Source organism: Paenibacillus lautus, from assembly GCF_050482385.1.
GTDB classification, from domain to species: domain Bacteria; phylum Bacillota; class Bacilli; order Paenibacillales; family Paenibacillaceae; genus Paenibacillus_AQ; species Paenibacillus_AQ lautus_B.
On sequence record NZ_JBCNHV010000016.1, the window covers coordinates 78,918 to 102,663 of the forward strand.

Here is a 23,746-nt window from a genome sequence, read left to right on the forward strand (position 1 = left end):
TCAACCTCCAATTTGTCTTTAAAAGATGTCCAGCTTGATTGTGGGTATGTCTCTCCTTTCCATTCCTTATTATAAGGACCTCATCATCGTTGACCTCCGCCTGAAGACTGAAATTAGTCTCCCAAACTAACCGTTTCCTGTAGGTACTTCGGAGCACCATCCGGTTGTCAGTCATACCGACGGCTATTTTCGTGCAGTCAAGATCGATACATAAAGTTTAATTCTATATCAATTGCTGCGCTATCTCCCAGATATGTCCTGCCGGATCTGTGAAGGCGGCAGTGCGTACCCTCCATGGTCGGTCCACTGGACCATTAAGTAGAGTAACGCCTTGTTTATTCAATTCATTACATACTGCATCCACATCTTCCACCCTAATGGTAAACTGAAATCGAGATCCGGATTCTCGGCTTGCAACTGTTCCAGGATGGATCAGACCGTATGCCTCGGAAATATCCAGGAGGTTAATGCTCATATTTCCGAAATCAAATACTGCAGACACATCGTCTTCATATGTGGCGGAAAATCGAAATACGTCTTGATAGAACGCTCTCACCCTTTGCAAATCCTCCACAAACAGCGTTATAACATCTACATTCATCGACCCTAATGTCTTCATACGTACACTCCTTCAACATTCAGATTAAATCGAAATAAGCTTTTGTCTCAATAACACAAAAAAAGCCGCTAATAGCAGTTATTACACCGCGTTATAGTTTACTTCTAATAGAAGGTTGTACACTTCCTGATTTGAACCCGTGTTTACCGTTAACGTCAAGACATACTTGCCAGATGCTCTTCAAGACGATCCATGGTCTGTTCGGCACCTGGGATGGCATATGTTTTCACCTTATCGAATGTCGCCAGAAAATGGGGAAACACAGCATGTTTGAAAACGATTCGCTCGGGTCTGTGTGATCACAATCTCGCATTCACCTACTTGCGTTGCAATTTTGTTTGTTGCATTTGTTTTGGTTCATGTCCATCCCTCCAAAATGAAATTGACTTGTTGACAACTCCTTTTTTAAATCATAGCAAATTAATAATGCATGGATTTCTTACAGATTGCTCTTTTGAATAACTCAATTATTACACTCGAAAACACCCAGTTTCCATATATAATTGATTCAATAAAACTGCCCGTTATACTAGGCTGCCGAGGTCGATTGGAACTAGAATATCATCCACTCGGTTAGGATTATAATTTTCGGTCCATATCGGCAGACAAAAAAAAGCCGCGATTTCCGCGACTTCGTATGTGTGTATGTTCTTGTCTCTTACAAGTACCCTGCGTTTTGTTCACTTGCCTTCCTCATCGGCTGAGGGACCGTAGATGCCCGGCACCGGAATATCAAGCAGCCTCAAATATACCCCGAGCTGCGCCCGATGGTGAACCATATGGCTTAAACCGAAGGTGCGAAGCGCGATCGCCCGCGGTTGGCGCAGAATGATATGGTCGCCGTTCCGCAAGGTCCATTCCTCGGCGAGCGCTTTCTCGTCGCATTCGGCTAACAGCTGTTCAAGCTTGATAACGTTCGCGTCGAATTCCTCCAGCATGTCTTCGCGTCTTTCCAAAGGTTCCCGCCGAAGCGGCACGGTCGAAAGATCGAATTCCGGGTATAGAAAAATCGCGACTTGCCAGTTGAGCAGGTTGACCAGGTGCGTGGCGAGCCCGCCTAACGTCATGGATTTGACGTGCGGTTTCCATGTCATATGCTCCTCGGGTAAGCACTCCAGGGTGCGGCGCGTAAGGGCCAATTCATGTAGGGCATCTCCGACGATTAGTTGTTTCACCATAAATTCCCACTCCTCCCTAATATGCTTAGCATACTATAAATCCGATCGAGTGAAAAGGCTTGTCTCGGTCGTTTGGCATCCAATGAAGGGGCGACGTTCAAAGCAAACATACGTCCTCTGCATCTGCGGGCTCGCTTACGTCAAGTAAAAAATATTGTCAAGAAGTGAAACTTCTTCAGACTCCAATTTCTTTCCAAATGACTGCATTCTAATTGGACACCATTTAGTGACGCATCGATTATAGGAAACTAATTAGTGTCGTGTCAACTAAATAAGGGGAACATGTAAAATGGCCTTCCCTTACGGGAAGGCCATCTGTCAGTAATGATGGAAAACACGGAACTAGAGTTGATCGGTTTGTGACTGTTTATTTTTCGCAGGAGCAAACCAACCGAGAAGAGCTATCGCCACCAAGACACCATAGAAGATAATGGTCCAGACTGTGCTATGTGGGAAATCATGATTTAACACCCCAATATCTTCATGGGCCAAAGTAATCACAGCGAGCTTGACACCGACCCATGCCACGATGGCATAAGCCGTGGTCTCCAGTGCTGGCCGTTGAGCAAGCAGCTTTACAAACCATGTGGCTGCAAATTTGATCAGAACGAGCCCGGCGATTCCGCCAAGCACGACAACCAAGAATTGTCCTCCGTCCATACCGCCGAATTCCGGAAGCGGGGAATCTGGGAGACCCAGTGCCAAAGCCACTGCAGCAAGAATGGAATCAATTGCAAAGGCAAGATCTGCAATAGCAATTTTGCTTACCGTTGGCCAGAAGCCTTTACCAGCAGCATCTTTCTTTACGTCTTCGCGAATATTCTTGTTTTCCTTACCGAAACGCGCTTTGATGATGTGCTTTAACCCGAGGTATAGAAGATAAGCAGCTCCGATCGCCTGTATTTGCCAGACATTCGCAATGAACGATATTGCAAACAGAGCAGCGAAGCGAAAAACAAAAGCCATAATGATCCCATAATTAATGGCTTTCTTCTTCTGGTCCTCCGGTAAGTGCTTCGCGATCACTGCCAGAACAAGGGCATTATCCGCTGATAATAAACCTTCCAATCCAATAAGAATTAGTAATGCCCATGCATACTCCAACCAAAGTGATTCCAACAGTACTTCTCCCCTCTTAACTGAGAATGTTTATGGTTAAACCTCTGACTAAAAACATCTAAGCTCCAGTTAAAGCAGCAGAGGTTTTTTCCAGTTTTGATTGTGCCATGACTTCCTTTCGTTATTACGTTGTCAAGTAACGTCTCGTTTCATTCATTTATGGCACAATTTTTCAATCTACTGTCTGTCTACAAGGCGACTTCTCGAAGTTAAGAATCAAAAATCCCCATTTCCAAGGGGATTTCCTTATGCACTCTTATTTCCGCCAAAAAGTTGAACAGTCTCCCTTATCCATAATATTAAACTCGATCATTTTCTCAAGTAATGAGAAATCAACCGGACTTTCCCACCGGATACGTATCAACTCTTTGGTGTGATCATAGCCAGCAAACGATCTTACAGAGTCCACTATCAAAAAAATCCGCAACCATGTCACAGGGACGTTCCTACATCCCTGGAAGGTTGCGGAGGGGGGATTAAGTTCCGGTACGAATTTCTTCTCCATATTAGTGTTCCGACACATATCCAGAACTAGAGCCTCATCCATATGTGCATGTTCTGACCTTTACTTACATACCTATGAGAGAATACTCATGTTTTCAGGTGAAAGAAGGGTTATCATGAAGACAAGATCGGGCATGGCTTTGCTGTTGCTCTTTATGATCGCGGCTGTGATTCTGTATTGGCAGGTTCATGATCGTCCCAAAGTAGAAGATCATTATACCGACGGGCAGCTTCGCATGGAAATACAATCCGTTCAATCCGTTGCCGAACCCATGCAGGAAACAGCCTTTCAGGTTTTCATTACCGAGCTACCTGAGAAGCCAGTTGTTAACGCCGATATTGAACTCAACCTCACCATGCCCGATATGTTTTGTGGTGTGTTCCCCGCTGAAATTGTCGAATCCAAGCCGGGTGTATACATCGCAACTGCCGTACCTGTTATGCAAGGGCTTTGGCATGCGGAAGCGGTCCTTCGTTGGGAGGATCAATATGTCACAGTAAGGACACTGCTCAAAGTTCGCTAGTCCTGTTTACCATAACCATGGGTGAATACCCGGAATCCATCCGTTGGCGCTAAATCCCTTTAATATTGACAGTATTCCCATTAAAAAGGCTAGAATTCCGCCGAATTTGCGCATTCCTCTGCGCCACTTTTTCGTTAGACTGCCAGCAGACACCGCCGTTAGGAGCAGAATGGGAAAAGTCGAGAGTCCAAATACCAGCATGATCAAGAGGCCTTCCAGACTAGAACCGGATGCCGCTGCATTCATCTGCATCGCATAAGTCAAACCGCATGGAAGAAAACCGAGCAATAGGCCGGTTAGAAATGTCGCAAACAACTCATAGCGCTGACCAAGCCGTTCCAATTTCAGGTGAAAAAAAGAATGTCTCGGCAGATGAGCGTTATAAATCGGCAATGTGTACCGACGAAATGTCCACAGCAGAATGAGCAGTCCACCAATGATGCTGGCCGCTCCTTGGAAGCCTACAAAGCTGCCAGCCACATCCAGAAAGGAGCCGACCATCCCCATAAAGCCTCCAATGACCGTGTACGTTGTCACTCTGCCAGCGTTGTAGGCTAACACAGAAGCAAGCGGAGAGCCGCTGGTTCGAAGGGCCAGAGACGAAACGATCCCTCCGCACATAATCAGACAATGCGGCGCCCCCATCAAGCCAGTCAGTGCTACTAACAGTAATCCGCTCCCCGTCAAGGCCATGCTCTTACACCCCGCTGTACCCATAACTGGGGGCCAAGCGATTTATCGACAACCAGTAAAGAGCTGGCTGCCATTCCGATTCGAATCACTAGTTTGGACTTCAGCTCCTGTCTGATCCTTCCTCCAGCCATTTCCGATTTCCCACACATACGTAATTTCGCTCCACGAAGCATTCCATCCCCCTTCCCGGGCGCACCTTATATGCCGTTCTTCATAGGATCGTGCATCCATTCATTGTATGAAGGTGCGCGAATATTAAGAATAGCTATAAAGCTGTGTGATCATTGGATTGGAGAAATAAAAATAAGTTTTCTACTTAAATATTGATGGGTGACAAATTATGGTATATGCTATAAGAACTACAACCGAAGAGGTGCATATCCTAATGAAAAAGACTTTTGTATTACTTCTGATGCTGGCATTGTTCATTCCGTCACAGGCTTTTGCAGCATCCGTTTCTACGTCTGAGATTCATAAACTGTACTTTAAGGACTATAACGTACTGGTGAAAAAAGTGAAGGCTGCCCAAAAAGTGTACAAGCACCCTGTGTGCGTGAATGTGACCTCGCTTACCAATCAATACAAACAGCTTTCTACTGAATACAGCAGCCTTAAGAAGGCTAAAGCCAGTCCAGAAACATTGGGCCAAGCGAAGACGTCACTTGATAAGGTTAAAAAAAGTCTCAGCGAAGCAAAGAAAACTTGTACCAAGCAGACATCCGACATGAAAAAAAGAAGCAACGTTATGCTAAAGAAATTGAACAAATACAAAACCGACAGCATTCAAGAGATCAAGTCTTATACGCAAGGCAAAAGTAAAATGTCTTCGGAAGAGTTCAGCAAGTACATATCTGGAATGAATACTTACATCAATACCAGCATCGAAGAAATTTTAGTTTTCCTTGGAGCACCAGCGGCAGGATGAATCCTGTCGCTTTTTTATTGCAAACTTGTTGAGTTCAAGCCAAACGCTAGTCACAAATGGCGTACCCTTATTTGCCACACCACTCATTACATATCCATGCTTTCTACTGAATCAGGTCCGAATACCGGAGCTAATTTAGATGCAGACAATTGATCACTTAAACCAAAATATTCGCAAAAGTTCATAATCATCGGATTCCATTTCGAAGGATCGATATAATTTGATTGGGCATCTATAAGAAGATCCTCTTCGATATGAACTTTTTCAATATGCACTTCGATGGCAACAAGCGAACTTGGTTCTTCAAAAGGATGGAGCTTTACAAACCTGGCTTCCAGATGGACGGGGCATTCTTTCACGCGCGGCGCTTGAACAAGCTGGGACGGAAGTTGAGTTAACCCTGCGACACCAAATTTATTCGCCTCGAACTTATATCCCCTCTCTGCTTTCGACTCAGGGACTGGGTTCCGACCTGTTAACAGGGTCAGACGATCAACGGCGGGAATCAAGTCAATCGACGGGAGATTAAGCACACACTCACCTTCACGGATCATATTTTGAACAGTTTGAGACTTGCTGCTCATTCCAAGCATACATGATTGATTGAGCCACCAGGCAGAGGACATCGGAGCCAGGTTGGGGGTGCCGTCTTCGTTGATCGTACTTATCAACACGACCGAAGTTCCGAAATAGTGGATTTTGGGGTTGATTACTTTATGCATAACAAATTCCATCTCCTCATCATGATTTTTAAGTAATGTTTCACAAGCTCCTTATTGGAGGATAGGGATATGGAATAAGATCGCAAGATTTAAAAAGTGAGTGATGATTGAAAACAGCCGACCATTAGGTCGGCTGTTACTTGTCATTTACTTATGACTGGTTTGTTTGTTGCTTCTGCGAGCGCAGGGCCATCAATAGAGCTACAGCGATGAGCACGAACGCGGCAAATGCCAGCATCGGAATGGTCAACCAGCCGAACCAATCCAAGTAGTCATTCAAGCAGGAGACCGGCCCGCATGCAGCAATATCCGACTCTTTGGGGAGCTTTTGAATAATACTATGATATGTAGATATGCCTCCGCCAATGATAACCAGAGGCAGGATGTATGGGACGATGTGCGTCTTTTGCCGATAGGCTGCGATTCCCAAAACAATAACTAATGGATACATGAAGATCCGTTGATACCAACATAAGACGCATGGCGTAAAATGCCATACTTCACTAAGAAACAAACTTCCGCTAGTTGCTACAGCTGATACAGTCCATGCAAAAAATAACCAAACTCCTGTTTTATTCATTTTTCAAGCTACCTCCCTTCTATTCTTGTTCCAGCAGCCATACGACTCGGGATTATCACATGATTTTCTCATTTTCTCTTAATTGTCTATATATGAAAATGGCTCATTCGGGCTATATGTTGGATCATACGAAATCCTTCGATACCGATCATCCTCTTCTTAGATCATGAGTCAAAAAAAAGACTGCCGGTCATATTTACCGACAGCCTTCTTAAGATTTTCATTTTCCATCAATACAATACAATCATCTTGCTTTACTCATCTGCGCCGATGTTCACGTTGGCCCCTTGCACTCTTGGCTCCCCGTCAATGTCCTGCGTTCCGATGATCGCGTGATCCGTCGAACCAGCATCAATCGCTGGAGACGAAGACTGAAGATGAAAATCGCCTTCGGGAGCATTTACGAATTTAGGATCCATGAACAAAGAATGCGCATCGTTGCCGCTTCCCGCTTTGTATGCGGAGAAGCCAGTATAGTCTTTGTTCTTCCATGTCCAGAATGCATCTGAACTACCGCCTGGAGAAAAATATAGATTGTAATCCACGACATTTCCTGAATTTTTGGCGTATTCATTGTAGATCAGCACACCGGTGGAACTGGCCACAAAGATATTGTTCTTGATCACATTATTTCTCGTATCATACTGGACATAGAGCTGGCCGCTACCATCACCTAAAATATCGTTATTGTAGACGGTGTTGTTCACTACCTTGCAATTCACCGTTGAGCCCCGCTCCTCATCGTATCCACCCATGGCGATCCCCGTCAACCGGTTATTATGCACCATGTTGCTTCGGATCGTAATATTGCTAGTGGATTTGCCCGCATGCTCGGAGGCAATTTCAATGCCGATATCATTGTTGTAGCTGTAGTTCTGCTCAATAATGCTGTCTTTGCCGCCATCATCATAAATACCGCCAGCTGAATTACTGTTATTCGGGAGTCTTGTCCCATAAGAAGGATTGTTATTGGAAGAAATGTTATATACCCGATTACCTTTCACCAAGCCATTTCGGGCCTGGTCGTAGGCTTCTACCGGCGCTGTCCCCTCGAAACCGATAATATCGATCCCGATGTTGTCGTTATCGTGAATGAGATTGTCCGTTACCGCGAACTTATCTACATTACCATTCAGTACCAGTGTTTCACTGGAACCCAGGACAAGATTGTACAGCTCATTACCATGAATCGTAATGTCATGAAGCGATTCCGGAGCTTTGGTGCCGTATACGGCGATACCATGAGCATCTCTACCAAGCAAATCGCTGCCGCTTGGTGTGACCGTGCTCTTGATATCATGAATCTTGTTATGGGTCAGATTAATATAGCCGCCTGAACCTTGAACATAGATTCCAACAGGCACCGCGTTTCTGGAAGTCGTCGTATAATTGCGAATCTCCAAGCCCTGAACCGTAATGTAATTCACATCTTTTATCTCGATAAGCCCTTCAATCCCGCTGACTGAAAGTCCAGCACCATCAATGATGGCTTTCTCCGAACCGTAGTTCGTGAAAGTAATGGGACCTTGTGAAGCTGTACCGGAGCGTGTGATCTTGAGCTTCTGATTGTATACGCCGTCCCGAACGTAAATCATGCTCCCCGGATCAGCCTCGTCAGCCGCATGCTGCAGCGTCTTCCATGGCGCGCGGATAGTCCCCGGATTGGAGTCACTACCGTCGGTGGCGACATAATATTCAGTACCGGCTGCCGACACGACGGTAGGTTGCACATTGCCAGGATCTAAACCAATTACAGTCATGCTCAATCCCACCATTAAAGCCTTCACTAATTTCCACATCGTTCCTCATCTCCCATCTGTTCATATTTATATTACATTGGGGTATCCATGAAGTCACGACGAATTTGGAATTGGCTTTTCTCTCTATTCATAAAAGCACCTCTCGCATATTTTGCTCCCTTTAAAATCTCATTTCTATGCATGAAGGCTGTTTTCATTCTGTTCCCTTCAATTGGAGGCCGTGTGCTGCTTCAAGACATGTTTCGGCAATATGCCTGATTCTTTATACAGGAGCTTCCCATCTTTAAATATGAGAGTGGTCGGTATGCTCATAATCTGAAATTGGGAAGACGTCGCCGGGTTATCGTCTACATTAACTTTAACTACTTTTATGGAACCCTTTGCTTCCCTTTCAAATTCCTCTAGAACGGGTGCAAACATTCTGCATGGACCACACCAAGAAGCCCAAAAATTCACTACGGTTACTCCTTCGGTTTGCACCATCCCTTTAAAAGTAGAATCTGTTGCGTGTTGGATAGCCATTATCATCATCCTTTCATATTCTTGATCTGACTCAAATTTTTCTTGTGTACATGCTTTGTTCCTGCATTCGAACCAGTACTTTGCCATAACGACCACTCTGTCGGATGGTTACTTTGCCGGACGGATACGCTTGCTCCAAATAGTCTGCAACCAATTTACGATTCTGATCATCTGTAGCAAGACCGTGACTGCGAAGCCAATTCATCATTTCCAGTAATGCCGCTTCTTTTGAGACTTCCGTTGTCTTCGTTTCCCGTGTGATAAGAGACTCATAGGAATAGCCTTTAAGATACAGTAGATGAAGCAAATATCCGAATTCCATGTGTTTCGATTTGATGGGCTGATCGGTGATGAGCGGCCAGATTTCATTTACCAAACTGAGCTCCGTTGAACTTGCCGGCATACTGATATAACAATAATCCCGGGCGCAATGCAGTACCTTCTCGACGCTATCCCAATCCAGAATAATCGGACACATCGAGACAAAGACGAGATCGAAGGCATTGCTCCAGTCTCTGGCCAGCACGTCGATATCTTCAAAGGGTTCAGGTACAATCTGTACCTGGTCATCGGCGAATGTTGTGATATTTTCCTTAAGCAGTTCAATCAGTGGTTGAGAGGATTCTACGGCAGTTACACGTGCCCCACGCTCTGCAAATGGCACCGAAAATACTCCCGAAGCTGCACCAATGTCCAGTACAGAGGCGTTGTCGAATCGAACCCCTTGTCCTTCAAGCCAATTCATGATTCGTGTGGTCCGTTTTCTCCCCTCTTCATTAAAGGATTGCTCATTGAAAGTCTTCGCCTTATGATCAAAGGCCCGGGTTGGTTCAATTCCGGCCTTTTTCATCCTGATCACAACGTTATCGCCATGTTCTTTCCAAGCCCTTTCCCAAACGGCTTCATTAAAAAAATCGTTCATAACATCCCTCTCTCTTTCCGCTATAGTTTCTGTTTTTTGCATTAATGGATCTATATTATCCATAATTAAAGCGCAAAACATGTAGCCCTTCTTGTTTACAGCTATTGTTCCATTGCTTATAAGCCTTATCCGGTACGGACTGGATTATGGATATTTGATATCCATAATAAACGATTCAACTTCAATTTGCAATACCCTCTTTAGTCGCCATCTGTTTTATCCTTATGCTGACAGTGGACTCCATGAGCTGAATTGTATAAACGACTGTTAGACACGAGTAAAAACAGCCGATAGGCGTCCATTATCATGCCATTGACCGTACATTTTATTTTCTCTAGTGTTTGTTATGAATTTGTCCAATCTGCTCTTATATAAATCCGGCTGACTTTTACAGCTTCGAATCGTTTTAATTTCCATAGTTAACCTCCATTCTCCTTTTGACTTGTCATGGATTTTGATTATATTCCTAATCGTTATGGTACAAAAAGAAAGATGACAGCATACTGTCAAAATTCTTCATTTGGTTAGATACCAACGGCAAACGAACAAAAAACCGCCCTCTTCAGAGGACGGCGAGCGGTTTATTTCATTTTTTGGCGAATGAATCAACCTTAAGTATGCCTTGTTCCGGCTATTCTCCGCGAACGACACGAAAACCTTGATCGGGGCCAAAGCCATTGGGATCGAACTTGCCTCGGAAAGATATCTCGTTGTTGCTGACATCGCCCATCCAACCGCCGCCCTTCACTACTCGGTAGGAACCGCTTGGACTATCCAAGTCGCCGTGCCAGTCCCAGCACCACTCCCTTACGTTTCCAGACATATCGTAAACCCCCAACTCGTTGGGTTTCTGGGTACCGATCGATTTTGTTGTATTATGATTGCTCTCTATGATAGGCCAGTTCCAATTCCCAGATAGGTATTTGTCTCCGGCGTTTTTCCAATACCATGCGACCTCGTCGGCATTATTGCTTCCGCTGTAGATGTAACCCTTGCTATTCTGACCTCCGCCCGCAGCATATTCCCACTCGGCTTCTGTAGGCAATCGGTACCCGTTAGCCCCCTCATTGATCGTGACGATCCATTTGATATAATCGTTTTCATTCCTATTATTCGGATCTTTCTTACCCTTGTCTATGTTGTAATATGGTTTTAAGCCCTCTTGAATACTTCTTTGATTACAATAATCCACAACGTCATACCAGCTCACCATTTCCACCGGCAAATGGTCGCCTTTGAATGCAGAAGGATTACTGCCCATGACTTCCACCCACTCTTTTTGAGTGACCTCATATTTGCCAATGTAAAAGTTCGATACGGTTGCAATTTTTTCAGCGTAGTTAGACTGGTTGTTCTTATAGGTACCACCTTCCACAAAAACAAAATTATCTATCTTTTCAGACTTCTCTTGTGAACAAGCGCCGATCACAACCATTGTTGCTATTAAAAAGAACATTAATAGCTTTTTCATTAGTTTATCTCCTTTAAGCAGATAGGAAAAATAATAGACCATAACGGCCTGCAACTCCCCTCTCCGTTACGTCGAAGGCCGTTCGTCTGGCAACAAACGGCCCGCAACGTATCCGGACTTGAGGGTACACGGAAGGGAGCGGCCCATCGGACTGTCTCCAATGTTAGGGACCGCTTTTCCCTATGGTCGATTCGTTGTTACTACCATATCAGATAGCCCGAATTCCGCTTTCCTAAAGAGACGATCCCCACTGTGCTCGTTGGTTGAGTTCACTGATGGCGATTGGTTACCATACCGTTACGTTAGAGCTACCGCTACTTTGATATCCCTCTGTCGCTAACACCTGGTAAGCCCAACTGCTCCCTAAATTCATTCCCTTGCTTTTCCAAGCATTTACGTGGTTGCTGAATGTGATGGCGGAGTTGACCCCGGTCGCTCTTTTTGATTGTCGAACGCTCCAGAACTGCTCAAACGTTTGTGTTCCGTCAATGGAAGGTGCGTTGTATCGCATGGTCGTATAGATGTCATATGTGCCCCCATCACTGGTTACCGTACCTTTATGAGTCCCGGTAGGTCGATACGTACCCCAGCTGTCAACGACGTAATATTCGATGAGTGCGTTTCTGGTCCAGCCGTAGAGAGTCAAATATCCATTGCCTGACGGCGCCCACACGCCAGCATTGTAGTTAATCGTTCGGTTTGGCGATCCCGTATTCCAGCCTTTACCGACAACAAAATTCCCGGTGTTTTGCCATGTCACGCTGTAATTACCGCCGGAGCCGTTAACAGCATTAACCGTTCCGCCGCCATCGGTCCAATTTTGCCAATAGTCGGTCGCTGCACTTGAGGTCGTTGCAAACAAACCAAAACTCATGGTAGCTGCAAGAATAACCGTCATCAACTTCTTACTAAACTTAAACATAATCTACCTCCTCATATTTTGAATTGTTTTTTCCTTTTACCTCCTTTCTAAGTAAATTATAGAATGACAGCGATTACATAACACTTAGCAAATTAAATATGATATCTAGATTATTTTACAATTTTAGGTACTTGCGACCGTATGGAACAGGACGGATAAGATTAAGACAACAAAGAAGACTGCCGGTAATTTACGCCGACAGTCTTTATCATCCAAGAAGCCGTTTTTCCATCCACGGCTCATTGATGCCAGCCATTCTTCTTCTGATTTGATTTCTTTACTCCACCCGACCAGAATGTGGCGTCTGATCTCCGAACTCCTTTGGCTTCCTTCTTATGCCGATTATGATGAAGGTGACATAGATTACGATCGCAATCGAATCGATGAACGTATCCGCAAGTGCCGACACGTCTTGTAATGCCGTTATGCCAAGGATGACTATTAATCGGACAATTAGAAGCGACACGATGGTCCATGCGGCAAACCGGGTCTTCAATTGCTCGCTTTGGAATGACATGAATATGAACACGATGCCGAAGACCAGATTTTCCGCCGTGATGATGTGCCAGACATACATGAATACGGTTCGGATGTCCATCGCTATCGCACTCACATGGAGCATCGGCAGCACGGCGGATTGCCCATTCCATGCGTGTGAAAAGGCAAATAGTATCGCCAGAATGCCAGCGATCAAAAAATAAAAATTTCTAACTTTGATGCCCATCACATCCCTCCTCGGATATTCCCGGTTCCTTCTTGCGAATAGACCGGTAAAGCTCGCGAACGATTTCTGCCAGCCGTTGGTCGCTTTCATGATTAAAGTCCCTTAGCGTTTCGGCTGCTACGTCGAGCAATTGACTGACCTTTTCCAGATGGGCAATTTTCTTACGCGTTTCTGCCTTCTTGGCATCGAGGAACGAAGCAACCTCACGGCAATAAGCTGGATCTACATTCTCCATCCTGTGGAACCCAAACGTTCCCTTGATCTCGTCAAGAGTGAAGTCCGCATACTGCATGATTTGAATATTCATCAAATCGATGAGGTCGTTCTTCGAATACCTGCGGTACCGATTGTCTTCACGGGACGGCGATACGATTCCAATCCGGTCATAGTACCGAAGCGTATCCTTGGGAATTTCAAGTAACTGTGAAACCTCTTGTATAGAATAAAGTTTTTCCATGAATTCAAAATAACATTGGAGTAAGCTCCAATGTCAAGTCAATTTGTATATTCAATTTCGCGTAATCAAGCAATCTTTGAATCGTTGTAAGATCGTACCATGGACAGTCCAAACAAACGAATGATCTCGCAGCCGGGTGATAGTGCTGGATGTTTGAGTTTGTAATGGAGTGTATTCAATTGCAATTTTAATATTGTCGCAACTTTTCCATACTAACAACCCGCTTTTTAGTAAGAAAAGCGGGTTGTTTATGTTTTATGGCAGACTAGTTAGAGATAAAGCCGTGATTCTCACTTTCCGCTTGTTTTTTGATTGAATCCACAGTGAGTGTGAATGCTTCAGCTGCTTTATAAGCATCTAATGCATTTTGAAGACGTTTTACTTGCTGATTCAACTCGTTCCGATTGTCTTTAACCTTGATCATTGCACGAGCAACGTGAATGAGTTCTTCTCTTGCTGCGTTTATAGCACGATGATGAGCTTTTTCAATCATTTGTACGGCCATATGGGTGTATATTGTTACAAACTCCTTATCATCGATCTGTTGCTCACGAGCAGCCAAATCGCTCTCGCTAATTACCCAATCTCCAGAGTCACTTTTCGAAGCGGCTAAACGCCCATCATTAATCATGTTAAGAATCGTTTTGTAATGAACCCCAAGTAACGACGCTGCTTCTTTAGCATTCATTTAAAACACCTCCACTTATCCCTTGTTATCCATATATTAAGTGATAACTAGATGAAAGTAAATCGAGATATCTAATGAATTATACAAAAAAGAAGACTGCCGGTGTTTTACGCCGACAGTCTTTCTCTTCCAAGTAGTATACTTTTCATTCTATTCGCTGGACAATTCCTTGAGCGATTTGATTTTACCATGGGGATGCTGTTCTTGCTTTCGTGACTTCCAGGCAGCTTCTTTCCTTCTTTTCTGGTGAGCCATAACAGATATCCTCCTTTGGAAATTGAAATGTATACCACTTTCTTATCTTGTCATCCCGCGGCTCTATTCATTCATGACATTCTCTAATATCATGGGCGCAACTCGAAGAGCGCTAGTAAATTGGCCCAACCTGGCTTGACGTCCGATCCTGTCCCCCGTTAGTTTAAGAGGGTTTTCCAATATTCCCACACTTTTAGATATTTCTCCAAATCATGCGGATGGAGTTGTATGCAGATACCAATACGGCAATATAGTTGAAAGATCACTTCTTCAATAAGCCTTGATCTCTCCAAAGGTTCATGATTCAGCAAATTGAATGCTTCCAATAACGTTTCTAGGTTTAAATCTTCTGGAGAGGAGCAAAAAGCATACGTAAAATCATATAACAAAGGACCAATCATTGGCGAAGGGTCGATAACACCAACCAATGAGTGTTCATGAAACACAAAATTATGGACACCAGTATCTCCATGAAGTAAACGAGCGCGTTCTTGCCTGCAGGGTGTGCGCATTCAGTCATAGCGACGAAGGCTGGGACAACTTGTCCTACATCCGTTATGCAATGCATCTGGGCAATAATTACAGCGGATCGAGCTTCGGCGCGTATGTAGACATGACCGAGTTCGTCAAACTGCTGGAGCAAGGCCCTATTCAACCAACGGAAAAAGACAAGCAGGCTTTCAGCGATCTACTGCATAGCCTGGACCGGGCGGAAGCGGCCGAAACGCCGGGGAAATACGAGAAGCGACTCACCGCCGAGAAAATCATCAAAGGACACGCTGGCATACGCCGCGGCATGCTCAAGGCGCTCGCCATGGTCAGTGTGATTCCCAATCGCATCCTAGAGCTTGCCCCAGATCGCTGGACGGATATGGAGTCCATCATCAACGCCGAGTTCAATCTAGACAATACCAAGGGCCGTTCCGACATGGAGATGCCCTGGGCTGGCTGGCAGGGCAGTCTGGGCGTGGATTGGAGCAAGGCTCGCGCAATCTTCAGCACTATTAAAGCCCGCCATATAAAGGAAACTGAGAGATAATCTCACGTACACTTCCCAATATCTGATCTTTAACCGTAGAACTGTTCGGATTTTTAAAGGCAAGTCCAATCAGCTGGGCAACTTCTTTCATTTCCTTGGGGCCCAATCCTCTTGATGTCATAGCAGGGGTTCCGAAGCGAATGCCACTCGTTACTAACGGGCTTGCCGTATCATGAGGAATTGCGTTTTTATTAGCGGTAATCCCCACTTCATCGAGGATGGCTTCAGCTTCTTTGCCCGTAAGTCCAATCGTGCGCAAATCAACCAAAACGATATGATTATCTGTTCCTCCCGATACAACGGTTAACCCTTCATTCATTAGTGTTTCCGCTAGTACATTTGCATTTTCAAGAGTTTTTTCCATATACGTTTTAAAATCCGGCTGCAATGCCTCGCCTAGTGCAACCGCTTTGGCCGCGATGACATGCATAAGCGGGCCGCCTTGTGACCCAGGAAATATCGCTTTATCAATGGCTTGCGCCCATGGTTTACGGCACATGATGACTCCGCCTCTTGGTCCTCGCAACGTTTTATGCGTTGTCGTCGTAACAAAATGCGCATGCGGTACCGGGTTGGGGTGCAAGCCCGCAGCGACAATTCCCGCAATATGTGCCATATCCACAAAGAAAAGGGCCCCGACTTCGGCAGCAATTTGAGCAAATAACTCAAATTCGATCGTTCGAGGATAAGCACTGGCACCAGCAACGATCATGCGCGGATGATGCTTATGAGCAAGTTTTCGCACTTGATCAAAGTCAATGCGGCCGGTTTGTTCATCGACACCATAAGGGACAAAATTGTAAAGTCTACCGGAAAAGTTCACCGGACTCCCGTGGGTTAAATGGCCACCATGGGATAAATTCATGCCCAAAATGGTGTCACCAGGATTGACTGATGCAAAATAAACTCCCATATTTGCCTGCGCACCGGAATGAGGCTGCACATTGGCATGTTCCGCACCAAAAAGCTCTTTGACACGGGAGGTAGCAAGCTCCTCTACGATATCAACATATTCACATCCGCCATAATATCTTTTTCTTGGATACCCTTCCGCATATTTATTGGTCAGTACCGAACCTGTGGCTTCCATGACAGCCCGGCTTACAAAATTCTCCGATGCAATCAGTTCTATTGTATCCCGCTGCCGTACAAGTTCTTGCCGAATAGCATGCGCCACTGCGTTGTCTTGTTGTTCCAAATATTTCATGAACCCTCTTCCTCTCTGTATGCTCGTTTGTCTACTTAAACTGTGTTGTATAAGCAACGATTGTCATGATAGTATATCAATCAATGGAGTGTTATTTAATATCCATAAATCAGCAAATTTAGCAATCCATAATAACATCAGAGGTGTATGTATGCTAATAGTTAACCGAGATGATGAACGTCCCATCTGGCAGCAGCTTCTGGATCAAGCAATCCATAATATTACGACCGGAAAATGGCCGCCAGGCGAATTACTGCTCCCCTCCCGCGAACTCGCTCCATTGATTGGCGTTTCCCGTTCAACCATACAGATTGTTTACGAGGAATTATTCAGCCGCGGGTACACCGTCACCTCTCGTCGCGGCGGGACAAGAGTCAGCGAATGGTCATATGCCTCTCGTTCATCAGAGGATACTGTTTCCAAAGGGCCCATCCTCCCCGAATTGCCCTTATTAAACGCTTCAGTCGGTCATTTGCACAGTTGGTTCGGAGACAAAGAACATCGGAAAGTAGACATCGATTTCAGTCCCCATGAGCCTTATCTGGACGAACATTTTCAAAAGAATTGGAGAAAATCTTTTTTACATGCGTCCACAGAAACAAAGCTAGACAATTGGGCTTACGGCAACGCTTATGGCTTCCTGCCGCTACGAGAACAGATTCAACGTTATTTATCCCTTGAAAGGGGCGTTCATGTAAATATCGATCAAATCATATTAACCTCAGGCGCACAACATAGCATTGATCTAATCGCTCAAGCCCTTTTACATGAAGGAGACACGGTATCGGTTGAAGATCCCGGCTTCCCTGCTGCTTGGATGGCGTTAAAGTATCGGCGTATGCAGGTTGTATCCGTTCCGGTCGACGAGTATGGGCTGTGTATAGACCGCATTCACCCTGGGTCCAAACTTGTGTTTGTTACGCCATCCCACCAGTGTGCGGTTGGAGTTATTATGTCGGAACCTCGCAGGCAACAATTGTTACATATGGCTGCTGAACAGCGGTTTTGGATTGTTGAGGACGATTACGACAGTGAATTTCGATATCGCGGTGATCCACTTCCAACCTTGTTCAGTCAGCGTCCTCAAAACACCTTGTACATGATGAGTTTTTCCAAAATGGTTGCTCCCGGAATTCGAATATCGGCAATCATTGGTCCCAAAGAGGCTGTTCGCCGGCTTGCCCAAGTTCAAGAACTAACCTATCGTCATCTTCCAATTATGGAGCAATTAACGCTTACTCATTTTATTAAACATGGTCATTTCATGCGCCATATGAGACGAGTTCGAAATGTATATCGGCGCAGACACGAAGCCATGACGAAAGCTATCATCGCGACGGGTCTGAGTGAACACTTCACACTAAGCGGCGTAGAAACAGGGCTGCATATGCTCCTTGAGGCGGAACCATCGTTTGACGAAGAAGCCGTGACGAAGTTAGCGCTCGAAAAAGGTATCCGTGTTTATCCGCTTAGCACGTATGGTTTGGAGAGCAATCGAAAAGGATGGGTACTGGGTTTTGCTAAAGTAGATGAAGCTGCCATTGAAGAAGGTATTTATCGTCTCGCGGGGTTGCTTTTATAATACCAACAACCTCGCACTCGTCTTTTGACCCGCTCTATCCCTGTTTTCATGTTCACGCCTTCTATTGTTTTGGTTCGGCTTGCTGTACTCCACTTGACCTGTATTGCTTTTTATACATTTTCCCATGAATCAACAGATGTGCTGCCAAACCCGCAACAAGTCCCCAAAATGCGCCACCGACGCCAAGTAGAGTGACATTCGCGGCTGTCGCCAAAAACGTAATCAATGCTGTCTCCCGTCCCTTGGGATCCGTTAGAGCGTTGGCAAGACTACCACCAATGGTGCCAAGCAATGCCAATCCCGCTAAAGTCGCGATAAAGGTAGACGGCAGAATCAAAAACAGAGCAGCCAACGTCACGCCAAAAATGCCGACAACAATATAGAAAATGCCACAGGCAATGCCTGCAATATAGCGTTTTGTGGAATCCTCATGTGCATCTTTCCCTGTGCAAATCGCTGCTGTAATGGCTGCTACATTAAAAGCATGCGAGCCGAAAGGTGCTGCAAGAAGTGAACCCAGACCCGTTATGATCAAAATTGGATTTGCGCTCGTCTTAAACCCGTCATTCCGCAAAACGAGCATTCCGGGCATGTATTGTCCCGTCAATGTAATAATAAATAGAGGCAATGCAACACCTAATGTAGCATGTAGTGAAAACTCCGGAACGACAAATACCGGTGATGCAATCGCCAAGTGGATCGTGCTGAAATCCGCTATTCCCATACCAATTAAAAAAATCAGTCCGATGGCCAGTATGCCAACAATCGCATAGCGGGATGTAAACCGTCTTAGCACGATATAAGCGGCAAACAGGACAACGACAAGCAATGGGTCAACTTTCGCTCCCCCAAAAGCTGAAATACCAAACTGCAGTAAAATACCCGCTAGTAGTCCAGAAGCAATGCCTGGAGGAATGAGCCGGACAAATCGTTCGAACATGCCCGATAATCCTAAAACAATAAATCCTACGGCAGAGATTATGTAAGCTCCAATAGCTTCGGGATAAGAGGTTGCCGCCAATGCCGAAACGAGAAAAGCTACGCCTGGTGTTGACCAAGCCGTAATAATCGGTTCCCGGTAACGATAACTTAGCCAGATCCCGGTTATGCCCACTCCAATGGAGATGGACCAAACCCAGGAAGCGGTCATTTCGGGACTTAAACCCGCGACTTTTGCTGCCTGAAACACGAGAATAAAGGTGCCCCCATAGTTGACAATGACAGATATTAAAGCGGCTATGGTTGGCGATATCAAATCGCGGCCGCGCAGCGAAGGGGATGTTGTTGTATTCATGAGTGTTCTCCTGCCTTTCTCCTAATCGTCCTGTTGCGCGTGTTCGTTCCAGTAATAGCTGTCCGGCAAGTAACGTTGGCCGAATACGCTTGTCCCTACGCGGATGATGGTAGCCCCTTCCTCGATGGCCACCTTAAAATCACCGGACATGCCCATCGAGAGGATATCCATTTCGACACGCGGAAACTTTTTCTCTCTAATTAGTGTTTGAATACATTTCAATAATCGGAAGCAGTGCCGGGTCTCATCGTTTGTTGCATTCAGTTTACCAATCGTCATTAAGCCCTTCACGTGTAACGTTTCGAACTGGGACAATTGTTCCACCAACTCCACTGCCATTTCCGGAGGAGCACCAAATTTGCTTTCTTCATAGGACGTGTTGATTTGCACCAAAATATCCATGGTTTTGTTCTCTTTAACGAGCTGATGGTGAAGGGCCTGCCCCAATTTCAAACGATCCACAGAATGAATGAGCGTAACATACTTGACAACGTCCTTCACTTTATTGGTTTGCAGATGTCCGATAAAATGCCACTCCACCTGATTGTACTGCTGCATAAGTGGAAATTTGCCCCGTAGTTCTTGTGCTTTGTTTTCCCCAAATAGAGTCTCCCCCGCTTGTATAGCCATTTGCAATTTTTCAAGCGGAACGGTTTTGGTTGCCAACAACAATTTCACATCCTCTATCAGGCGACCCGAGGCTTGGCAAGCCAATTCCATCTGATGCTTCACGGTTTTGAGATTCTCTTCAACGAAATGCTCCATGTCTTATCCCCTCTTTCTGCTGCACGTACAAGTCCTTCAGACAACCTGCACGCTGATTAAAATTAAGTCCAGTTGTCATCCACTTCTTAGAGCCATTCGACTTTCCTCCTTCTCTATGTGTACGCTAGTATATCAACAGATGGATTGTGGATATATATCCAAAACTGATGTAATCGAGCAATCCATAAAAGCGCGCAATCCGTTTCAACATCTTAGAAAGAAAAAAAACGAACTTATTCCCTGATAGGAATGGTTCGTTTTTTTCTACTATCTTATGAATAGATAGGCTTAACAAGGGATTATATCTGTTCCTTTTCCTTCATCCATTCTTTGTATTCTGGTAAAGTATATTCGTCGGTTTTTACGACAGTCCAATGATTGTTCTTATGTTCTAAGAAGAGCTTAATTAAATATTCCCCTCCGGACTCATCAAAATCATCCCTCAAATAAATCATACTTGCATGAATAAGAACTTCCACTTTATTATCGTTTATCGTTTTCACTTTAATTCGTTCATAACCTTCAATATTATAATTGGCATCCAACAAATTAACATTTTGATTTAAGGATTCAACCTCATATTTCTCCATATTGACTCCTTGCTTGTGGTCAATATTTTCTTTTAGATCTGGGTAGTGTTCCCACAAAATATGAATATCCTTGTTAACCACGGCTTGTGTTCTATAATACATGTACTCTCTGACTGGCGTTATATATTTCACCCAATCCGACGGCTCTGGCTCCACAAAACCTTCTATACCTGATTCAGTTGTGAGGTTTTCTATTGAGGTCGTATTTTGCTGACACCCGATTAGAGAAACGAATAGTACAATCAATATACTTCTTAAAAGAATCATCATATTCTCCCCCTTCATTATATGACGATCTTAATTTCCATAAGTTGCAACGTTAACTTACTCTTCGCTCTCCTGGCCGTTAGTTGAATATCTATACACGTGGATGTTGCATTGGTTAAGCGAAGTGAGGAAACCGATCGCACATAAAAAGAGACAACGCTTCTTTCAAGTTTTTATTTCGGCTCATATATTCTAGTAAAATGGTTGAGGAAAGTATGGTTTTAGAATCTTCGATACGAATATTCCAGCACGTCGGTTCCTCATGGTTATTACTTTCCCTTACGATGCCATATGCTACACCTAACTTGTCGATCATCATATGAAGAATCGGATCCACTTCGCTGATCCATTGATCATTTTCAATCTCACTATTTTCCCGAGCATTTCCCTCATTGCAGTCGTCCATCAAACCTTAACCTCCTCATGTACACACCATAGATGATTCAATACTCTTAGTCGTTGAACTATCGTTTTCGTTATTAAAACAAAAAAACCTTCGATAATTACTCCCCGAATCAAGTATTCACCCCCTCTTCAATTGTTCTTGACAACAATATTACCACATATTAGGAGCAGCGATCCTTGACTGCTTCGCAAACTAAACTGCCCGTCAGTTTAAGGATTCGCTGCAGTTTCCCATCAGACATTCATCTCCTCAGCTATGAATCACAAAAAAAGCGCCAACATGGCGACTTTTCAGATCTCTGCTTATGTTCCTTGCGTATTCTCGTCACTTTTGTATTCTAAAATATCACCAGGTTGGCATTCCAGCGCTTTGCAAATGGCTTCTAAAGTTGAAAGCCTAATGGCTTTGGCCTTTCCATTTTTCAATATAGAGAGGTTAGCCATGGTTATTCCGACCCTCTCCGAAAGTTCGGTTACGCTCATTTTTCGTTTAGCCAGCATCACATCAATATTGATAATAATCGCCATAGTTATCACCTCAGACTGTCAAATCATTTTCAGATTTTATATCAATGGCCTCTTGTAGAAGCTTTTGAAGAACAGCAGCAAAAACGGCAATCACCATGGACGCAAAAATCAGGGCTATTCCGATGAGTATAATACCTGGGGCATCGTCTTTCTCCGCGATCAGATAGAAGAGCGGCATGACTACCACAAACAAGCTGCTGATTATAGCTGCACAGTATTTTATATTCTTTAGAACGCGTACGGATAATTCCGAGAAAGCTTTGTTTTTATCAATATAGCCTATAAGCTTATAAGCCTGATACAAAGCAAAATAAAAAGGTATCGCGGCTGCATACAAATCGATGAGAACGAGATATTTCAAATAAGTATGATCTGGATAGCACTTGCTACCATAAAAAAACACACCCTAAAACTAGGGTGCGGAGTGTATTTTCTATTATGCAGTTCGTTGTTCAATTAAAATTCTTTTAGAACTTTAGTTATTTAAAATGGGTATTTCTCCAAGGAGTTTCTTCAAGTTAATAGAGTCCCACGGCAAATGCTCTGTTATACCTAACCCAACGACATCTGTCGATTCAGATAATTCTTTAATCAAACTCACTAATTGAGGCATTTGCATGGTTCCCTTAGGAGATAAATTAAAGGGTTCTTCAGGGTGGGCGAATAATAAAGAACGAAATGCCTGTGGATCAAGTACGTCTAAATCAAGGTGAATAGCCAGGTGCTTAATGCCGCTTTCTTTGATCCATTCTTTTATAGATTCAGTGCTGCTCGCCAATTCTTTCGTTCCGGCAGTTCGAATACCAAGCCTTTGGATCATTTCCGTGTCTGGTTCTGTAAGAACAACACCTAGTCTTTGAAACGCTTCAGATATCACTGCAGCTTCTTCTTCTGTAGGAGCCGCTAATCCCGCAATAAAGACGTTTTCATGTTTTAGCGGGATTTTCACATGTTTTGCGAACTCCTCATCTCCTTCTCCCAAAAGATTTCCGAGAGGTAATGCGTGTCCGTTATCATAACCGACATAATTGACTAAATCAGAGTGAGCATCAATCCATATTATACCTAATTCCCCGCCGTACCGTTCGTTTAAATAGGCAAATGGAGCTTGTTCAACTAAGCAATCACCGCCAAACATGACGATGCGATCCGGCTGATGAGCTTCAATAAGATGATGAGCAGCCTCTAGCTGTTCAAGCAGCTGTTTTCTTCCATTCATACCGTCCTCGTTTTCAAGCGGAGTTCCATCATAAGCTTGAACAGGTACATGAATAAGGGGCTGATCACTGTCCGGAGCTAACCAAGCAAGCAGCTCGGCTCCAAAAGAGTAGTTCGGGTTGTTTCCCCCTTGCCATTGTGGCATTAACAGGCGTATTGTTTTTTTAGTCATTTGTTTCTCTCCTTTACATTAAAGTAAGGTTAGTATAGACTGAGCACAAATAAATAAATAGTACGCACAATTATGATAGGTACTACCCGAAAGG

27 protein-coding genes and 2 pseudogenes are annotated in these 23,746 nt (G+C 44.4%); 4 read left to right on the forward strand and 25 right to left on the reverse strand.

All coding sequences use genetic code 11. The annotated features are described in order from the left end of the window. Positions 1-223: 223 nt before the first annotated feature. The 4 genes and pseudogenes from ABEW73_RS20575 to ABEW73_RS20590 form a co-directional block, all read right to left on the reverse strand. On the reverse strand, positions 224-619 hold the full coding sequence (locus tag ABEW73_RS20575; RefSeq protein ID WP_430168041.1) for a VOC family protein: 396 nt from the start codon (positions 617-619) through the stop codon (positions 224-226). Between the two features lie 155 nt (positions 620-774). After that, positions 775-912, reverse strand: a pseudogene (locus tag ABEW73_RS20580) (polyketide cyclase); the annotation flags it as partial. A 387-nt stretch (positions 913-1,299) separates the two neighbouring features. Then, positions 1,300-1,797 (reverse strand): DinB family protein, encoded by a 498-nt coding sequence (locus ABEW73_RS20585; RefSeq protein WP_430168038.1) that lies wholly within the window; start codon positions 1,795-1,797, stop codon positions 1,300-1,302. Positions 1,798-2,139: 342 nt separating this feature from the next. Then, on the reverse strand, positions 2,140-2,916 hold the full coding sequence (locus tag ABEW73_RS20590; protein ID WP_430168035.1) for a TerC family protein: 777 nt from the start codon (positions 2,914-2,916) through the stop codon (positions 2,140-2,142). A gap of 620 nt (positions 2,917-3,536) precedes the next feature. On the opposite strand from ABEW73_RS20590, the gene ABEW73_RS20595 reads away from it, so the two are divergent. Next, a complete protein-coding gene (locus ABEW73_RS20595; protein ID WP_430168032.1) occupies positions 3,537-3,944 on the forward strand; it encodes a FixH family protein in 408 nt (135 codons plus the stop codon). A 6-nt stretch (positions 3,945-3,950) separates the two neighbouring features. Here the strand turns inward: ABEW73_RS20595 and ABEW73_RS20600 are convergent, their stop codons facing one another. Further along, positions 3,951-4,637: a sulfite exporter TauE/SafE family protein gene (locus ABEW73_RS20600; RefSeq protein ID WP_430168029.1), complete on the reverse strand. Its 687-nt coding sequence runs from the start codon at positions 4,635-4,637 to the stop codon at positions 3,951-3,953. A 385-nt stretch (positions 4,638-5,022) separates the two neighbouring features. Between ABEW73_RS20600 and ABEW73_RS20605 the strand changes: the two genes are divergently transcribed. After that, positions 5,023-5,562, forward strand: a complete 540-nt coding sequence (locus ABEW73_RS20605; RefSeq protein ID WP_430168026.1) for a hypothetical protein — start codon at positions 5,023-5,025, stop codon at positions 5,560-5,562. Between the two features lie 86 nt (positions 5,563-5,648). Here the strand turns inward: ABEW73_RS20605 and ABEW73_RS20610 are convergent, their stop codons facing one another. The 12 genes from ABEW73_RS20610 to ABEW73_RS20665 form a co-directional block, all read right to left on the reverse strand. Further along, complete coding sequence (locus ABEW73_RS20610; protein ID WP_430168023.1) at positions 5,649-6,284, reverse strand: flavin reductase family protein; 636 nt, start codon at positions 6,282-6,284, stop codon at positions 5,649-5,651. Between the two features lie 151 nt (positions 6,285-6,435). Continuing rightward, positions 6,436-6,864 carry a disulfide oxidoreductase gene (locus ABEW73_RS20615; RefSeq protein WP_430168020.1) on the reverse strand — a complete coding sequence of 143 codons (429 nt, stop codon included), beginning with the start codon at positions 6,862-6,864 and terminating at the stop codon, positions 6,436-6,438. Positions 6,865-7,118: 254 nt separating this feature from the next. Next, positions 7,119-8,663, reverse strand: a complete 1,545-nt coding sequence (locus ABEW73_RS20620; RefSeq protein ID WP_430168018.1) for a right-handed parallel beta-helix repeat-containing protein — start codon at positions 8,661-8,663, stop codon at positions 7,119-7,121. Between the two features lie 168 nt (positions 8,664-8,831). Then, a complete protein-coding gene (trxA, locus tag ABEW73_RS20625) occupies positions 8,832-9,146 on the reverse strand; it encodes a thioredoxin (protein WP_430168015.1) in 315 nt (104 codons plus the stop codon). A gap of 31 nt (positions 9,147-9,177) precedes the next feature. Continuing rightward, positions 9,178-10,068, reverse strand: coding sequence for a class I SAM-dependent methyltransferase (locus ABEW73_RS20630; RefSeq protein ID WP_430168012.1), 891 nt, complete (start codon positions 10,066-10,068; stop codon positions 9,178-9,180). A 631-nt stretch (positions 10,069-10,699) separates the two neighbouring features. After that, the gene (locus ABEW73_RS20635; protein WP_430168009.1) at positions 10,700-11,539 is read right to left on the reverse strand and encodes a formylglycine-generating enzyme family protein; all 840 of its coding nucleotides are present in this window, start codon (positions 11,537-11,539) and stop codon (positions 10,700-10,702) included. Positions 11,540-11,825: 286 nt separating this feature from the next. After that, positions 11,826-12,461, reverse strand: a complete 636-nt coding sequence (locus tag ABEW73_RS20640) for a glycoside hydrolase family 11 protein (protein ID WP_430168006.1) — start codon at positions 12,459-12,461, stop codon at positions 11,826-11,828. Positions 12,462-12,738: 277 nt separating this feature from the next. Next, entirely contained in the window at positions 12,739-13,185 is a 447-nt protein-coding gene (locus tag ABEW73_RS20645; protein WP_430168003.1) for a hypothetical protein, read from the reverse strand. Continuing rightward, positions 13,169-13,642, reverse strand: coding sequence for a MerR family transcriptional regulator (locus ABEW73_RS20650; protein ID WP_430168000.1), 474 nt, complete (start codon positions 13,640-13,642; stop codon positions 13,169-13,171). Before ABEW73_RS20650 ends, ABEW73_RS20645 begins: the two co-directional genes overlap by 17 nt. A gap of 265 nt (positions 13,643-13,907) precedes the next feature. Next, the gene (locus tag ABEW73_RS20655) at positions 13,908-14,330 is read right to left on the reverse strand and encodes a helix-turn-helix domain-containing protein (RefSeq protein ID WP_430167997.1); all 423 of its coding nucleotides are present in this window, start codon (positions 14,328-14,330) and stop codon (positions 13,908-13,910) included. Positions 14,331-14,480: 150 nt separating this feature from the next. After that, positions 14,481-14,585, reverse strand: a complete 105-nt coding sequence (locus ABEW73_RS20660; protein ID WP_015735743.1) for a DUF6254 family protein — start codon at positions 14,583-14,585, stop codon at positions 14,481-14,483. Positions 14,586-14,743: 158 nt separating this feature from the next. Next, positions 14,744-15,097 carry a phosphotransferase gene (locus tag ABEW73_RS20665; RefSeq protein WP_430167995.1) on the reverse strand — a complete coding sequence of 118 codons (354 nt, stop codon included), beginning with the start codon at positions 15,095-15,097 and terminating at the stop codon, positions 14,744-14,746. On the opposite strand from ABEW73_RS20665, the gene ABEW73_RS20670 reads away from it, so the two are divergent. After that, positions 15,013-15,624, forward strand: coding sequence for a hypothetical protein (locus tag ABEW73_RS20670; RefSeq protein ID WP_430168261.1), 612 nt, complete (start codon positions 15,013-15,015; stop codon positions 15,622-15,624). The two genes, ABEW73_RS20665 and ABEW73_RS20670, sit on opposite strands and share 85 nt — an antisense overlap. Here the strand turns inward: ABEW73_RS20670 and glyA are convergent. Next, positions 15,590-16,831: a serine hydroxymethyltransferase gene (gene glyA / locus ABEW73_RS20675; protein ID WP_430167992.1), complete on the reverse strand. Its 1,242-nt coding sequence runs from the start codon at positions 16,829-16,831 to the stop codon at positions 15,590-15,592. The genes ABEW73_RS20670 and glyA overlap by 35 nt on opposite strands. A 151-nt stretch (positions 16,832-16,982) precedes the next feature. Here glyA and ABEW73_RS20680 point away from each other — a divergent pair, with 151 nt between their 5' ends. Continuing rightward, positions 16,983-18,413 (forward strand): PLP-dependent aminotransferase family protein, encoded by a 1,431-nt coding sequence (locus tag ABEW73_RS20680; protein WP_430167989.1) that lies wholly within the window; start codon positions 16,983-16,985, stop codon positions 18,411-18,413. Between the two features lie 61 nt (positions 18,414-18,474). On the opposite strand, the gene ABEW73_RS20685 is transcribed toward ABEW73_RS20680, so the two are convergent. The 7 genes and pseudogenes from ABEW73_RS20685 to ABEW73_RS20715 all read right to left on the reverse strand — a co-directional run bounded on the left by ABEW73_RS20685 (position 18,475) and on the right by ABEW73_RS20715 (position 23,652). Continuing rightward, the gene (locus ABEW73_RS20685; protein WP_430167986.1) at positions 18,475-19,707 is read right to left on the reverse strand and encodes a benzoate/H(+) symporter BenE family transporter; all 1,233 of its coding nucleotides are present in this window, start codon (positions 19,705-19,707) and stop codon (positions 18,475-18,477) included. Positions 19,708-19,728: 21 nt separating this feature from the next. Then, on the reverse strand, positions 19,729-20,472 hold the full coding sequence (locus ABEW73_RS20690) for a YggS family pyridoxal phosphate-dependent enzyme (RefSeq protein ID WP_430167983.1): 744 nt from the start codon (positions 20,470-20,472) through the stop codon (positions 19,729-19,731). Between the two features lie 299 nt (positions 20,473-20,771). Beyond that, on the reverse strand, positions 20,772-21,329 hold the full coding sequence (locus ABEW73_RS20695) for a hypothetical protein (RefSeq protein ID WP_430167980.1): 558 nt from the start codon (positions 21,327-21,329) through the stop codon (positions 20,772-20,774). Positions 21,330-21,444: 115 nt separating this feature from the next. Beyond that, complete coding sequence (locus ABEW73_RS20700; RefSeq protein WP_430167978.1) at positions 21,445-21,735, reverse strand: hypothetical protein; 291 nt, start codon at positions 21,733-21,735, stop codon at positions 21,445-21,447. A 302-nt stretch (positions 21,736-22,037) separates the two neighbouring features. Next, positions 22,038-22,262, reverse strand: a complete 225-nt coding sequence (locus ABEW73_RS20705) for a helix-turn-helix domain-containing protein (RefSeq protein WP_430167976.1) — start codon at positions 22,260-22,262, stop codon at positions 22,038-22,040. 10 nt (positions 22,263-22,272) lie between these two features. Continuing rightward, positions 22,273-22,644: pseudogene (locus ABEW73_RS20710) on the reverse strand (DUF2975 domain-containing protein); the annotation flags it as partial. Between the two features lie 93 nt (positions 22,645-22,737). After that, entirely contained in the window at positions 22,738-23,652 is a 915-nt protein-coding gene (locus tag ABEW73_RS20715; protein WP_430167974.1) for an arginase family protein, read from the reverse strand. Between the last annotated feature and the right edge of the window lie 94 nt (positions 23,653-23,746).

Bases quoted from the DNA above. Each gene is read 5' to 3' on its own strand.
- ABEW73_RS20645 (WP_430168003.1), bottom strand. From the start codon at position 13,185: ATGGGCATCAAAGTTAGAAATTTTTATTTTTTGATCGCTGGCATTCTG.
- ABEW73_RS20715 (WP_430167974.1), bottom strand. From the start codon at position 23,652: ATGACTAAAAAAACAATACGCCTGTTAATGCCACAATGGCAAGGGGGA.
- ABEW73_RS20665 (WP_430167995.1), bottom strand. From the start codon at position 15,097: ATGCGCACACCCTGCAGGCAAGAACGCGCTCGTTTACTTCATGGAGAT.
- ABEW73_RS20600 (WP_430168029.1), bottom strand. From the start codon at position 4,637: ATGGCCTTGACGGGGAGCGGATTACTGTTAGTAGCACTGACTGGCTTG.
- ABEW73_RS20595 (WP_430168032.1), top strand. From the start codon at position 3,537: ATGAAGACAAGATCGGGCATGGCTTTGCTGTTGCTCTTTATGATCGCG.
- ABEW73_RS20685 (WP_430167986.1), bottom strand. From the start codon at position 19,707: ATGAATACAACAACATCCCCTTCGCTGCGCGGCCGCGATTTGATATCG.
- ABEW73_RS20610 (WP_430168023.1), bottom strand. From the start codon at position 6,284: ATGCATAAAGTAATCAACCCCAAAATCCACTATTTCGGAACTTCGGTC.
- ABEW73_RS20585 (WP_430168038.1), bottom strand. From the start codon at position 1,797: ATGGTGAAACAACTAATCGTCGGAGATGCCCTACATGAATTGGCCCTT.
- ABEW73_RS20700 (WP_430167978.1), bottom strand. From the start codon at position 21,735: ATGGACGACTGCAATGAGGGAAATGCTCGGGAAAATAGTGAGATTGAA.
- ABEW73_RS20690 (WP_430167983.1), bottom strand. From the start codon at position 20,472: ATGGAGCATTTCGTTGAAGAGAATCTCAAAACCGTGAAGCATCAGATG.
- trxA (WP_430168015.1), bottom strand. From the start codon at position 9,146: ATGGCTATCCAACACGCAACAGATTCTACTTTTAAAGGGATGGTGCAA.
- ABEW73_RS20705 (WP_430167976.1), bottom strand. From the start codon at position 22,262: ATGGCGATTATTATCAATATTGATGTGATGCTGGCTAAACGAAAAATG.
- ABEW73_RS20575 (WP_430168041.1), bottom strand. From the start codon at position 619: ATGAAGACATTAGGGTCGATGAATGTAGATGTTATAACGCTGTTTGTG.
- ABEW73_RS20620 (WP_430168018.1), bottom strand. From the start codon at position 8,663: ATGTGGAAATTAGTGAAGGCTTTAATGGTGGGATTGAGCATGACTGTA.
- ABEW73_RS20655 (WP_430167997.1), bottom strand. From the start codon at position 14,330: ATGAATGCTAAAGAAGCAGCGTCGTTACTTGGGGTTCATTACAAAACG.
- ABEW73_RS20605 (WP_430168026.1), top strand. From the start codon at position 5,023: ATGAAAAAGACTTTTGTATTACTTCTGATGCTGGCATTGTTCATTCCG.
- ABEW73_RS20640 (WP_430168006.1), bottom strand. From the start codon at position 12,461: ATGTTTAAGTTTAGTAAGAAGTTGATGACGGTTATTCTTGCAGCTACC.
- ABEW73_RS20695 (WP_430167980.1), bottom strand. From the start codon at position 21,329: ATGATTCTTTTAAGAAGTATATTGATTGTACTATTCGTTTCTCTAATC.
- ABEW73_RS20670 (WP_430168261.1), top strand. From the start codon at position 15,013: ATGAGTGTTCATGAAACACAAAATTATGGACACCAGTATCTCCATGAA.
- ABEW73_RS20615 (WP_430168020.1), bottom strand. From the start codon at position 6,864: ATGAATAAAACAGGAGTTTGGTTATTTTTTGCATGGACTGTATCAGCT.
- ABEW73_RS20680 (WP_430167989.1), top strand. From the start codon at position 16,983: ATGCTAATAGTTAACCGAGATGATGAACGTCCCATCTGGCAGCAGCTT.
- glyA (WP_430167992.1), bottom strand. From the start codon at position 16,831: ATGAAATATTTGGAACAACAAGACAACGCAGTGGCGCATGCTATTCGG.
- ABEW73_RS20660 (WP_015735743.1), bottom strand. From the start codon at position 14,585: ATGGCTCACCAGAAAAGAAGGAAAGAAGCTGCCTGGAAGTCACGAAAG.
- ABEW73_RS20650 (WP_430168000.1), bottom strand. From the start codon at position 13,642: ATGGAAAAACTTTATTCTATACAAGAGGTTTCACAGTTACTTGAAATT.
- ABEW73_RS20635 (WP_430168009.1), bottom strand. From the start codon at position 11,539: ATGAAAAAGCTATTAATGTTCTTTTTAATAGCAACAATGGTTGTGATC.
- ABEW73_RS20630 (WP_430168012.1), bottom strand. From the start codon at position 10,068: ATGAACGATTTTTTTAATGAAGCCGTTTGGGAAAGGGCTTGGAAAGAA.